Source organism: Streptomyces sp. NPDC043427 (assembly GCF_056436655.1).
Window position 1 is genome coordinate 133,137 of record NZ_JBWKCC010000018.1, and the last position, 12,963, is coordinate 146,099.

Genomic DNA, 12,963 nt, shown 5'->3' on the forward strand with positions numbered 1-12,963 from the left:
CGCTCGCGGCGGTCACCCCGTCCGCCACCGTGGCGGACACAACCGAGGTGGAGGTAAAGCAATGCGTCCACGCAATCGTTCAACCAACACCACCGCACCGTTACGGCCCCGATCCCGCACCATGACGGCACTGATCGCACTGGCAACCACCATCGGCCTGGCGCTGACTCTGCTGACAGCCGCCCCCGCGCCGGCAGCCGCCGCCGACTTGCTGTCCCAGGGCAAGCCCGTGACCTCCTCGTCCACCGAGAACACCTCCACCCCCGCGTCGGCGGCGGTGGACGGCAACACCGGGACGCGCTGGTCGAGCACGTTCAGTGATCCGCAGTGGCTGACCGTGGATCTGGGAACCACCGCCACCGTCACGCAAGTGGTGCTGCGCTGGGAGGCCGCGTACGCCCGCTCCTTCCAGATCCAGACCTCGGACAACGGCACCGCCTGGACCACCGTCCACTCGACCACCACGAGCACCGGCGGCGCGCAGACCCTCGACGTGAACGGCAACGGCCGGTACATCCGCCTCTACGGCACCCAGCGCGGCACCGCCTACGGCTACTCGCTGTGGGAGTTCCAGGTGTACGGCTCCGCTGAGGGCACCCCTCCGGGCAACGGCATCCCGGACCCGACGACCGCTTCCCTGGAGGCCACCGACGGGCCGCTGACCACCGCCGCCTACACCGTTCCCAACCCGAGCGGGTACGGCTCAGGCACGGTCACGTATCCGACGGCCAGTGGCTCGTACCCGGGCATCGTGCTGATGCCGGGCTACCAGGGCACACAGCAGAACCTGCAGTGGCTCGCACCCCGCCTCGCTTCCTGGGGCTTCGTCGTCATCAACGTCGGAACGAACACGCTCACCGACGATCCCGCATCGCGCGGTCGCCAGATCACCGCCGCCGGCACCCAGCTGCTCGCGCTCGGCAACGCCCCAGGCAACCCGCTGTCGGGGAAGCTCAACGGCACCCTGGGCGCGGCCGGTCACTCGATGGGCGGCGGTGGCGTCATGGCGGCCCTCCGGGACGACCCGCGCTTCAAGGCGGGCGTACCGACGGCCCCGTACTACCCGAACGCGAACTTCTCCGGAGTCACCGAGCCCACCTTCTTCCTGACCTGTCAAAGCGACCCCGCCGCCCCCGGCAGCCGCTACGCGGTGCCCTGGTACAACTCCATGTCCCAGGCCGAGAAGCTCTACATCGAAGTTCCAGGCGACCATCTGTGCCCGATGACGGGCTACGGCAACAAGGCCAAGCAGGGCAAGTGGATCGTGTCGTTCTTCAGCCTCTGGCTGCGTGCCGACACCCGCTTCAGCCCGTTCCTGTGCGGTCCCGCTCGTGATGCCGACAAGAACAACGCCTCCCTGGTCACCCGCTGGATGGACACCTGCCAGTTCTGACCGGCTCGCTCGGAGCGCTCCGCGGCCCGCCACCGCGGCGCTCCGAGCCCGCTCCCCGCGCCGAGGTCGACGACCCGGCACCCACCACCACGCCCCACGACTCCTGTCCGTCGTAGACCCCACCACCAACCGCGCCCGCAGCAGTCAACGGAACACAAGTCCGTCCTGCTCACGCGTCCTGCGCCCATCTCATCGCCCCTCCGGCGGCCGGCTCGCCCCGCTTCTCGTGCTGTGCCGGCTGTCGGGCTCGCGAGGACGTTCATCCGGCAGGGGCTGTTCGGCCCAGATCGTCTTGCCGGCGGAAGTCTGGCGGCTGCCCCAGCGTTCCGCGACCTGCGCGACGAGCAGCAGTCCGCGTCCGCCCTCGTCGAAGATGCGGGCCCGTCGCAGGTGCGGGGAGGTGCTGCTGCCGTCGGAGACTTCGCAGATGAGCGCGTCGGCGCGGATGAGCCGTAGCAGGATGGGGGCGTGGCCGTACCGGATGGCGTTGGTGACCAGCTCGCTGACGATCAGCTCGGTGGCGAACTCGAGCTCGGCCAGCCCCCAGGTGTCCAGCTGCTCGGCCGCCACCTTGCGGGCCCGGGCGACGGCCGCGGGATCCATGGGCAGCTCCCAGGTGCGCACCCGGTCCGCGCCGAGCATGGAGGTCCGGGCCAGGAGCAGGACGATGTCGTCGGCAGAGGGGTCGGGCCGCACCTTGCGCAGCACTTCCTCGCAGGTGTCCTCGAGGTCTGCGGCCGGACGGCGCAGCGCTTCACTCAGCAGGTCGAGTCCGACATCGACATCGAGACCGGGGGCCTCGATCAGACCGTCGGTGTAGAGGGCGAGCAGGCTGCCTCCGTCCATGTCGATCCGGGCGGACTCGAAGGGCAGTCCGCCCAGGCCGAGCGGTGGCCCGGCGGGCAGGTCCAGGACCTGGACGGTGCCGTCGGATGACACCAGGACGGGTGGCGGGTGCCCCGCCCGTGCCAGGTCGCACCGGCCGTCGACGGGATCGTAGACGGCGTAGAGACAGGTCGCCCCGACCTCTCCCGAGGCCCCCTCCGCCTCCCGTCGCGCATCCGGGCCTTCCTCCCGGTCGAGGCGGATGACCAGATCGTCCAGCCGGGTGAGCAACTCGTCGGGCGCGAAATCGGCGTCGGCCAGGGTCCGTACCGCGGTGCGCAACCGGCCCATCGTGGCCGAGGCGTGCACGCCGTGGCCCACGACGTCGCCCACGACCAGCGCGACCCGTCCCCCGGAGAGTGCGATGACGTCGAACCAGTCTCCGCCGATCTCGTCCCCCGGACCGGCGGGGAAGTACCGGTAGGCGAGGTCCAGCGCCTCCACTTCCGGCAGCCGCTCGGGCAGCAGACTGCGCTGGAGGGTGAGCGCGGTCCAGCGCTCGCGGGTGTAGCGGCGGGCATTGTCGATGCTCACCGCCGCCCGGGCGGCGATCTCCTCGGCGAGCACCAGATCGTCCTCGACGAAAGGATCCGCGGTGCGGTGCCGCAGCAGGTGCATCACGCCCAGGGTGACGCCCCGGGCGCGCAGCGGCACCATCATCACGGAATGGATCTTGAATCGCCTGATGCTCTCGGCACGGGCCGGGATGGCCGTCGACCACTCCCGCAGCAGCGGGTCGCCCACGCGGTAGGAGGCGCCCCGGCCGGTGATCAGTGCCTGAGCCGGTGGGGAGCCGGGAGGGCAGACGTCGGTGTCGCCCGCCGGGACCACGGATTCCGGGCATCCCGGGAGCACCGACCGCTGGGCGGTACGGCGGAAGACGACCGGCGTGGCGGGCGGTACCGGTTGCGGCTCGTGCCCCTGGAAGACCGACTCCAGCAGGTCGACGGTGACGAAGTCGGCGAACCCCGCCACCGCCACCTCGGCCAGTTCCTCGGCCGTCCGGGTCACGTCCAAGGTTTTGCCGATGCGCACGCTGGCGTCGTTGAGGACCGCCAGGCGACGCCGGGCCCAGTACTGCTCGGTGATGTCGATCACCAACGCGGACAGCCCCAGCACCGCGCCCGCCCGATCCTTCAGCGGGGAGAGGAAGAGCGACCACGCGTGATCGCGGACCTCACCCGAGGCCCGGAAAGGCTGCTCCTCGCGGAAGATCATCTCGCCGGTGCGCACCACCTGATGCTGAAGGCGGTCGATCTCGTCCAGAGGCGGGGCGGGATAGATCTCCCACAACGTACGACCCTTCATCTCCTCCGGCGTCAGCCCCATGGCACGGCTCATCACCTGGTTGCAGGTCACCAACCGTGCCTCACTGTCATAGACGGCCACGGGCAACGGGAGCTGGGCAAGCGTGAGATCCCACAGCTCCCCCGCCCCCGCGTCGGTCGGCCCGGCGGCGTATGTCACCTCCGCCGGGGTGACGACCCAGTGGGTCCTGCCGTCCACGTCCGTCAGCGGCGTGCCCCGGAGCTGCACGGTGACATGGTCTCCGTGCCGGCTCCGCAGCGTCAGATCGCTCGTCCACGGCTCCCTGGCGGCCAGGTGACGCCGCAGCGCGTAGGGGAGTTTCGCGGCAAGCAGGCCGGCGGCCGGCCGGCCGACCACGTCCTCGGGCTCGTACCCAAGCAGGCGCCCGGCTCCCGCGCTCCACACCAGGACGGCTCCGCGGGCGTCGATGACGACCGCGAAGTCCACCGGTGCCGCTGTGCTCCCCGCTTCTGTGGTGGTGTCGGGCTCGTTGTCCATGGGTGCATCACGACCTCGTACCTGCCGCGCCCCGACACGGCGCTGCGTCACCCGTCACGGGCGCTGCGTCCAGCATCCCGCCGCGGTGCACCCCGCTCAACCGGCCGCACCGGCCGGCGGGCCGGGGTGACCGTGCCACCTCGTCGAGCGACGACTTCCTGGGGTGCGCGCATCTTCTGCCATGAAGGTTTTCAGTGCCTTGGGGAACGCTTACGATGGGAGCGCTCCCACCCCGCCCTGCCGACCCTTCGTGTGGCGTGGTCACAGCTGGAGAGCCGTCGGCACAAGGGGACGTCGTACCACCGCACTTCCTCAGCGCGTCGCGCGCTCGGCACGAGCGTGCGACGCATCCCTGCCAGGAAATCGAGGTACAGTCATGCGCCGCAGACTCCGCGCCCTGGTGGCAGCGTTCTTCGCTCTGCCGCTGGCGCTCGCCGTCGCTCCGTCCGCCCACGCGGCCGACCCGACGACCATGACCAACGGGTTCTACGCGGACCCCGACGCCAGCGCGAAGCGGTGGGTCGCCGCCAACCCCGGCGACGGCCGGGCGTCCGCGATCAACGCCTCCATCGCCAACACCCCGACGGCCCGCTGGTTCGGCTCCTGGAGCGGCACCATCGGCACCGCCACCGGCGCGTACGTGGGCGCCGCGGACGCCCGGGACAAGCTGCCCGTCCTTGTCGCCTACAACATCTACAACCGCGACTACTGCGGCGGGCACTCCGCGGGCGGGGCCTCCTCGCCGTCCGCCTACAGGAACTGGATCGCGCAGTTCGCGGGCGGGATCGCGGGCCGCCCGGCCGTCGTCGTCCTCGAACCGGACTCCCTCGGGGACTACGGTTGCATGACCCAGGCCCAGATCGACGAACGTGAGGGCATGCTCACCGGCGCCCTCGCCGAGTTCAGCCGCCAGGCTCCCAACACCTGGGTCTATCTCGACGCCGGCAACCCGGCCTGGGCGAGCGCGGCGACCATGGCCCGGCGCCTCCACGAAGCCGGCCTCCGACAGGCCCACGGCTTCTCGCTCAACGTCTCCAACTACCTGACCACGGCCGAGAACACCGCGTACGGCAACGCCGTCAACAGTGAACTGGGCGCCCGCTACGGCTACACCAAGCCGTTCGTCGTGGACACCAGCCGCAACGGCAACGGCTCCAACGGTCAGTGGTGCAACCCCTCCGGCCGCCGTATCGGCACCCCCACCCGACTGGGCGGTGGCGCCGAGATGCTCTTGTGGATCAAAGTCCCGGGCGAGTCCGACGGCAACTGCGGCGCCGGAGCGGGCTCCTCGGCCGGGCAGTTCCTCCCCGAGGTCGCCTACAAGATGATCTACGGCTACTGATCCATGACGGCAGCCGGTCCGGGGCAGTGACGGGACGGGCATCAGCTCCCGCGCCGGGCGAGGAGCAGCGCCACATCGTCGTCAGGCTCACGGTCCAGGGCGCCGAGGAGCATGTCACACGTCTCCTCCAGGGGGAGGCGGGTGCCGTCCAGCAGGCGGAGCAGGCGCTGCAGTCCTGCTTCGACGGGCGTTGCACGGCTTTCCACCAGGCCGTCCGTGAACAACGCGAGCAGTGCCCCTTCGGCGAATTCCCGTTCCTCGACGGTGAACGGCACGCCGCCCACTCCAAGTGGCACTCCGCCGGCGGTGTCGAGCAGTTCGGCTTTCCCGTCCGGGTCGACCAGGGCCGGCGGCAGGTGGCCCGCGCGGGAGAGTTCGCATCGGTCGTGCCGGGGGTCGCAGACGACGTAGAGGCAGGTGGCCAGCATGTCGGAGTCGCCGAGGGACGTGGCGAGGCCGTCGAGGTGGTGCAGCAGCACGGCCGGAGGCAGGTCGAGCCGGGCGAGGGCGCGAGTGGCCGTGCGGAGCTGGCCCATGATCGCCGCGGCGTGCACGCCCTTGCCCATCACGTCGCCGACGACGAGTCCGACCTTGTCGTCCTTGAGCGGGAGCACGTCGAACCAGTCCCCACCCACCTCGCTGACGGCGGGCAGATAGCGGGAGGCGACCTGCATGCCGCCGTGATGCGGTGGCGGCTCCTGGGACAGGAGGCTGCGCTGGAGGGTGAGGGCTGTGTCGCGTTCGCGTCCGTACAGCCGCGCGTTGTCGATGCAGATGGCGGCGCGCGCGGCCAGCTCGGTGGCGAGGGTGAGGTCCTGGTCGTCGAAGGGCCGGGAGCTGACCGTGCGGCACAGGCTGAGCGTGCCCAGTACCTCGCCGCGGGCCACCAGGGGAGCGGCCAGATAGGAGTGGACACCGGCGTGCCGCAGCGTCTCGGCTGCTGCATCGTCCCTGGCGATACGCCGTATCGCCGTGTCGTCCACGTGTTGCAGCAGGATCGGCCGTGCCTCGCGTACGCACTGGGTGACAATCCGATTCGCGCTGTACAGGGCAGGCTCGCCGACCGGGTCCGCGGCCTCGATCGCATCGGTGGGATGGCTTGCTTTGAGGGCGAGCGCCCAGAAGTCGAGGGAACCGCCCGCCCGTGGTGCTGCCGTGCCGCCAGGGTTGACCACCGAGTCGAGTACGTCGACGGCCGCGAAGTCGGCGAGATCGGGAACGGCCACATCCACGAGTTCATGTGCCGTCCGGCGCAGGTCGAGCGTGGTGCCGATGCGGACGCCGGCGTCAGCTATCACCGCCAGGCGCTCGCGTGCTTGCGCGATCTCGGCCGCTGCCCGCTGCCGCTCGGAGATGTCGAGGATCGCCATCGCCAGGCCCAGCACACGCCCATTGGCATCCTCGATCCGGTGGTACGACTCCGAGTAGGCGTGTTCTTCGCTGTCAGCGGCCGTCCGGCCGACCGTCTGCTGATCCAGCAGTGGCTCACCGGTCCTGAGGACCTGCCGCATCCGCGACTCGATGGCCTCCACCTCGAGAGCCGGCAGCACCTCGCCGACGCGCCGGCCCAGCACCGCTTCCTCGGGGACACCGTTGATGCGTTCCAGTGACGGATTGACACGGACCCACCGCAGGTCCGTGTCGAAGACCGCGATGCCCACCGGCGACTGGCTGACCAGGATGTGGGACAGGGCCAGGTCCCGCTCCACGTTCTGTACGGTCTCGGCGTCGGCCCCCAGACCGAGGGCATGGACGTCGCCACGGGCATCGCGCAGCTGCATGGTGCGGAACTCCACCCTGCGCGTGGAGCCGTCCTTGTGCCGCACCGGAAAGACTCCCGCCCAGCGCGCGCCCGTGCGCACGCGGTCGAACAGTTCGTGTGCCCGTGACCGGTTCTCCGGGGCCACCAGCAGTGCGCCCGCGTCCTGACCCAGTGCTTCCGCGGCGGAGAAACCGAGCAACGACTCGGCTTCGGGACTCCACAACACGATCCGGCCATCGCTCCCCAGGACGAGGGCCGCCACTCGCAGCACATCCAGCAGCCCACCCGGCGCGGCAGTGACGTGCTCCTGCCCGCCCCCGGTCCGGGCCTTTTGCTCACGCATACCGGGCTCCATTTCTGCGGCAGCACACGGTGCGCTCTGGCCCCCCTCCCCACCGCCGGGCTTATGTCAGTCATACCTCTACCGACCGGACACCGCACACCCTGGCCACCGGTGCCGCACGAGTCGGCTCAGTTCGCCGAAGAGAAACGCGAGCGCGGGGCGGACAGCAGGGCGAGGGATGCGGCAGCGAGGTAAACGGGCACGCTGTCGCCACACATGCTGCGTCACCCTCGGCCATGTCGTCATAGCTCAGCGCGAAGGGACTCAGCCCGCTGGCCCCGCGTACCGACCACACTGGAGGAGTCGGTCCGTACCCCCGATCGTGGATACGACGGCGTGGCCGACACGTCACGACCGACCCCGTCCGTTCACGTCCGGCGGGGCCGTGTGTCCGTTCCCGCGCGGCCCGGCGGTCTCGCCTGCCACTCGGCCGCCGGGTGAGACATCTGGCGTTCGTTTCGGAGCGGAGCGCCAGGAAGCGGGCGCACGTCCACGGGCGCCGAGTGCGCCCGGCGGCGCCCGCCCACAGCCGTCGTCAGGCGCGTTTGGGAGGAGCGGCAAGTACACAGCTCATGACGCTTATTCCACCAAGCGCACCGCTGAGCCCCACGACCATGCGGTGCCACGAACAACACCGGACGAGGCACACCTACTCTGAAAAACCAGTGTTTTGTATATGATGCGACCTTTGTGAACCCCCTTGTCGCCGGCTCACGTTCCGCAGCTAGCTAGGTACTGCGCCCGCTTCCGGCCCGGGGTTCCCGATGAGTCCTGGGCAGACCGACAGCACACCGGGCAGCCCCCGGGCTGTCGGTCAGGGAAGCGGTCGGGAATCCGCACGTGAGGAGTAGTCATGAAGAAGGCATACGAGGCACCGACGCTCGTCCGGCTCGGCACCTTCCGGAAGGAGACGGGGCTCCTTCAGCGCTCCGGCAACGACCGGCTGATCCTGAGCAAGAACTGACGACCGACGGTCCTTGACCCGACGTCATGACTGAACTGCACGAAAGTGCGGGGACGGGCCCCGGCGACGCGCACTTCGCGGTCTTCACCGACCGTGCGGACGCGGCCGCCGTGGCCCGCTCCTTCGCCCGCCCCGGAAGCCGGATCCTCGCGCATGCGTCGGGCCGGCCCTGGCTGGTCGGCCAGTGGCACGACGACGAGGTGGTCGCGGCGAGCGCCGGCGACGCCGCCGTCGCCGTCGTCGGCTGCTGCCCCGTCGACGCCGACGAACTGCGGCGCCGGGCCGCACGATTGCGCGATCTCGCGGAACTCGACGTACTGGCCCGGTCCCTCCCCGGCAGTTTCCACCTCGTCGGCGCCCTCGACGGACAGATCAGGGTTCAGGGCACCGCCTCCGGCCTGCGACTGGTCTTCCACGCGGAGATGGACGGCGTACAGGTGGCCGCCACCCGTGCCGACACGCTCGCCACCGTCCTGGGCCTCGACCCCGACGTGGAAGAGCTGGCCGTACGGCTGCTGTGGCCCGCCCCGTATCCGCTGTTCGAGAAGTCCCTGTGGCGCGCGGTCACCGCCGTTCCCCCACAGGACGCGGTGATCCTCGCCGCGGACGGGCGCGCCGTACGGCACACCCGGTGGTGGACACCGCCGGAGCCGGTCCGGCCGCTCGCCGAAGCGGCGCCCCTGATCCGGACCGCGCTGGAGGAGGCTGTCGGCGCGCGTACCCGGCAGGGCGGCGTGGTGAGCTGCGACCTGTCCGGCGGCCTGGACTCCACCTCCGTCTGCTTCCTGGCCGACCGCTCCCCCGCCCGCGTGGTGGCCAGTACGTGGCCGGGACGCGATCCGGCGGACACCGACCTGTACTGGGCCGAACAGGCGATGCGGCACCTCCCGGACGTCGAGCACGTGGTCTGGGACGCCGACGCGTCGCCGCTGGTCTATGAGGACCTGCTCACCATCGACGACCTCCTCGACGAGCCCACCATCGGCGTCATGGACCGCTCCCGGGTCCTGCATCATCTGCCCGGCCTCGCCGCACGCGGCAGCCGGTTGCACCTGACCGGCATCGGCGGCGACCACGTGGCATGGTGCTCGGAGGCGTACTACCACCGGCTGCTGCGCAGCCGTCCGCTCTTCGCCCTGCGGCAGTTGCGCGGGTTCCGGGCACTGTGGCAGTGGCCGCTCACCGGCACGGTCCGCGCTCTCGCCGACTCCCGGCCGTACGGGAAGTGGCTCGCCGACGCCGCCGGCCAGCTGCGTGAACCGTTGGCCCCGTCGGTCGCGACGGGTCTCGGCTGGGGCATGGCCCCGCGCCTGTTCGACTGGGTGACTCCCGAAGCCGAACGGATGGCCCGTCAGGCACTGCTCGCGGCCTCGGCGACGATCTCGCCGCTGCATCCGGACCGTGGTCTGCACACCGACCTGGAGCAGATCCGCTCGTGCACCCGCGTCATCCGGCAGTGGGACCGGATGGCGGCCCGTGCCGGCCTGCCGATGGCCTCTCCCTTCCTCGACGACCGCGTCATCGAGGCGTGTCTCGCCGTACGTCCGAGCGACCGCGTCACGCCCTGGGCGTACAAGCCCGTCCTGAGCGCGGCGATGCGCGGGATCGTGCCTGAGCCCTGCCTGCGGCGGGCCAACAAGGCCACGGCCTCCATGGACGCCTCCAACGGACTTCGGGAACACCGCGCCGACCTGCTGGCCCTCTGGGAGGACTCGCGGCTGGAGGCGCTGGGCCTGGTGGACGGCGCCGAACTCCGCCGCCTCGCCCGGCGGCCCGCCTCTCCGGGGCTGTCCGACGCCATCCTCTACTCGACGATCGCCGCCGAGGTGTGGCTGCGGGGACTCGCCCGCACCCGCACCCATGTCCCACACCCCTGACCACGTCCCACGTCAGAAAGGCCCTCACATGCCCCTGCGGTTCGGTGACAACGTCTCCACGGCCGAGACCGACTACGGCACGGTACTGCTGGACGAACGGGCCGGTGCCTACTGGGAGTTGAATCCGACCGCCACCCTGGTCGTGCGGACCCTGCTCGACGGCGGCGACGAGTCGGACGCGGCCGCCGCCCTGGTCCGGGAGTTCGACATCGACCAGGCGCAGGCCGTGCGGGACGTCAGGACGCTCGTACGGGAGCTGCGGAGCTCGGGGCTCGCCTCATGACGACGCCCAGCGCGCTGGAACGACCCGCCGGTGTCCCCCTGGCCCGGCGCCTGGCCGCCCGCCTCGTCCTGCTCCCCGCCGTCGTCCTCGCTCTTCTGCCGCCCCGCCACATCCGCACCGTACTCGGCATCCTGCGGCGTGGTGCCGCGCCCGCCACCGCCGCGCAGGCCCAGAACGCGCGCGACGCCATGTGCGCCGCCAGCCTGCGCTGCGCCGGACCGAAGGGGTGCCTGCCACGCTCTCTGGGGGCGGCACTGGTGTGCCGGCTCGGCGGAACATGGCCGACCTGGTGCACCGGCGTACGCGTCGTGCCGCCCTTCACCGCGCACGCCTGGGTGGAGGCGGAGGGCCGTCCCGTCGGCGAGGGTGTGCCGGACGGCTACTTCGCCCGGCTCGTGGCCGTCGACCCGCTGCCACGGCCGACGGCCCGATGACCGGCACGACGGTTCTGAACGGCGGCCGGGCCGCGGTAGCGGGGGGTGACAAGTCCACCCGGGCGGCGGTGGCCACGATGTACCGGCTCACCGCCGGCCATCGAAGCGCCGTCGCGGTCGCCACCGTACTGACGCTCGTGGGATCCGCCCTGGGACTGGCCCAGCCGCTCGTCGCCCAGCACGTCGTGGACGCGAGCGGCCACGGGCAGGTCATCTGGCCGCTGCTGGCACTTCTCTGCGCGCTGTTCCTCACCGAAGCGGCCACGGGAGCCGCGGGACGCTTCCTGCTGGAACGGATGGGCGAAGGTGTCGTACGACAGCTCAGGCACGGGCTGGTGGGGCGGCTGCTCCGGCTGGAGATGAGGGAGTACGAACGCCACCGGGGCGGCGACCTCATCTCCCGGGTGACGGCCGACACCACCCTGCTCCGGGAGGTCGTGTCGCAGGCCCTCGTCGATCTGGTGACGGGAAGCCTTGTCGCCGCCGGGGCGATCATCCTCATGGCGTGGCTCGACCCCCTGCTGCTGCTCCTGGTCGCCGTCACCGTGGCCGCGGCGGCCCTGGTCGTCGCCTCGCTGCTCGCGGGCATCAGAAGCGCGTCCGAACACATGCAGAACTCGGTCGGTGCCATCGCCGCCGACCTGGAACGCGCCCTCGGTGCCCTGCCGATGGTCCGCGTGCACCGCGCCGAGGAGCGCGAGGCGGCGGGCGTCGGCGCACGCGTCGAGGCGGCCTACGGCGCGGGGGTACGCACCGCGAAGCTCGCTTCTGTCATGAGCCCCGCTGTCGAACTCGCCGTGCAGGGCTCCTTCCTCATCGTCCTGGTCGTCGGTGGCCTGCGCGTCAACGGCCAGGCCGGCTCCCTCGGCGACCTCGTCGCCTTCCTGCTGTACGCCTCGTACCTCGTCCTGCCGCTGTCCTCCGTCTTCCGTGCCGTGGGCCTCATCCAACGCGGGATGGGCGCCTACCAGCGCATCGACGAGGCGCTCCGGCTGCCTGTCGAGCCCACCGCGCCTCGGATCACAGGAGCCCGCACGCGCACCCCCCGGCCGGCCGTGCCCTCCGCAACCCCCGCGCGGCCCGCCCTCGCCCTGCGCGACGTCCGCTTCGGCTACGCCCCGGGCAGGCCGGTCCTCCGCGGCGTCTCGTTCGCCGTCGCGCACCGGCAGCACGTCGCGTTGGTGGGTCGGTCCGGAGCTGGCAAAAGCACGGTGTTCGCCCTGGTGGCGAGGTTCTATGAGCCGGACGCGGGAGACGTGCTCTTCGACGGACGGCCTGCGGCCGAACTCACCCGTGACGCATGCCGCCGACGTATCGCCGTCGTCGACCAGAACACTCACGTCGTCCACGGCACCCTGCGCGACAACATCGCCTACGCTGTGCCGGACGCAACGGAAGCGGAGATCCGGCGCGTCACGGAACTGGCCCGGCTCGAGGAAGTCGTCGACCGGCTGCCCGGCGGCCTGGGTGCCGTCATCGGTGAACGCGGCAGCACTCTCTCCGGCGGGGAACGCCAACGCATCGCTCTCGCCCGCGCGTTGCTGGCCCGCCCCGCGTTGCTCCTGCTGGACGAGCCCACCTCCCACCTCGACGCGATCAATGAATCTGCGCTCACCACCGTCATGAAAGACGTCGCCCAGGAGTGCGCCCTGCTGGTCATCGCCCACCGCCTGTCCACCGTGCAGCACGCCGACCACATCGTCGTCCTGCACGACGGCCGCACCGCCGCCGCCGGACGCCACGAGGAGTTGCTGGCCGGCAGCGCCCTCTACCGCGAGTTGGCCGCGAGCCAGATGCTCCGGCCGGGCGCGGAGCCCGGGAGCGGCAACGGAGCGGGGACGGCCGGTTGAACGTGCCGTCCCCGGCCCGGCCGA

Annotated in this window: 9 protein-coding genes; 7 read left to right on the plus strand and 2 right to left on the minus strand. The window is 71.2% G+C overall.

The window, feature by feature from the left end:
* The first annotated feature begins 121 nt into the window (after positions 1–121).
* Positions 122–1,393 carry a poly(ethylene terephthalate) hydrolase family protein gene (locus tag AC067M_RS26760; RefSeq protein ID WP_478699570.1) on the plus strand — a complete coding sequence of 424 codons (1,272 nt, stop codon included), beginning with the start codon at positions 122–124 and terminating at the stop codon, positions 1,391–1,393.
* Between the two features lie 189 nt (positions 1,394–1,582).
* On the opposite strand, the gene AC067M_RS26765 is transcribed toward AC067M_RS26760, so the two are convergent.
* Entirely contained in the window at positions 1,583–4,084 is a 2,502-nt protein-coding gene (locus AC067M_RS26765) for a SpoIIE family protein phosphatase (protein ID WP_478699571.1), read from the minus strand.
* A 376-nt stretch (positions 4,085–4,460) separates the two neighbouring features.
* Between AC067M_RS26765 and AC067M_RS26770 the strand changes: the two genes are divergently transcribed.
* Entirely contained in the window at positions 4,461–5,426 is a 966-nt protein-coding gene (locus tag AC067M_RS26770) for a glycoside hydrolase family 6 protein (RefSeq protein ID WP_478699572.1), read from the plus strand.
* Between the two features lie 41 nt (positions 5,427–5,467).
* On the opposite strand, the gene AC067M_RS26775 is transcribed toward AC067M_RS26770, so the two are convergent.
* Positions 5,468–7,531 carry a SpoIIE family protein phosphatase gene (locus AC067M_RS26775; RefSeq protein WP_478699573.1) on the minus strand — a complete coding sequence of 688 codons (2,064 nt, stop codon included), beginning with the start codon at positions 7,529–7,531 and terminating at the stop codon, positions 5,468–5,470.
* Between the two features lie 853 nt (positions 7,532–8,384).
* Between AC067M_RS26775 and AC067M_RS26780 the strand changes: the two genes are divergently transcribed.
* Genes AC067M_RS26780 through AC067M_RS26800 form a run of 5 tightly spaced genes read left to right on the plus strand, consistent with a single transcriptional unit; the run spans position 8,385 to position 12,939 of the window.
* Positions 8,385–8,495, plus strand: coding sequence for a keywimysin-related RiPP (locus AC067M_RS26780; RefSeq protein WP_107047813.1), 111 nt, complete (start codon positions 8,385–8,387; stop codon positions 8,493–8,495).
* A gap of 26 nt (positions 8,496–8,521) precedes the next feature.
* Positions 8,522–10,372: a lasso peptide isopeptide bond-forming cyclase gene (locus AC067M_RS26785; protein ID WP_478699574.1), complete on the plus strand. Its 1,851-nt coding sequence runs from the start codon at positions 8,522–8,524 to the stop codon at positions 10,370–10,372.
* Between the two features lie 28 nt (positions 10,373–10,400).
* Complete coding sequence (locus AC067M_RS26790) at positions 10,401–10,655, plus strand: lasso peptide biosynthesis PqqD family chaperone (RefSeq protein ID WP_478699575.1); 255 nt, start codon at positions 10,401–10,403, stop codon at positions 10,653–10,655.
* Complete coding sequence (locus AC067M_RS26795; RefSeq protein WP_478699576.1) at positions 10,652–11,089, plus strand: lasso peptide biosynthesis B2 protein; 438 nt, start codon at positions 10,652–10,654, stop codon at positions 11,087–11,089. Before AC067M_RS26790 ends, AC067M_RS26795 begins: the two co-directional genes overlap by 4 nt.
* The gene (locus AC067M_RS26800) at positions 11,086–12,939 is read left to right on the plus strand and encodes an ABC transporter ATP-binding protein (RefSeq protein ID WP_478699577.1); all 1,854 of its coding nucleotides are present in this window, start codon (positions 11,086–11,088) and stop codon (positions 12,937–12,939) included. The genes AC067M_RS26795 and AC067M_RS26800 overlap by 4 nt, the downstream gene beginning before the upstream one ends.
* Positions 12,940–12,963: the final 24 nt, after the last annotated feature.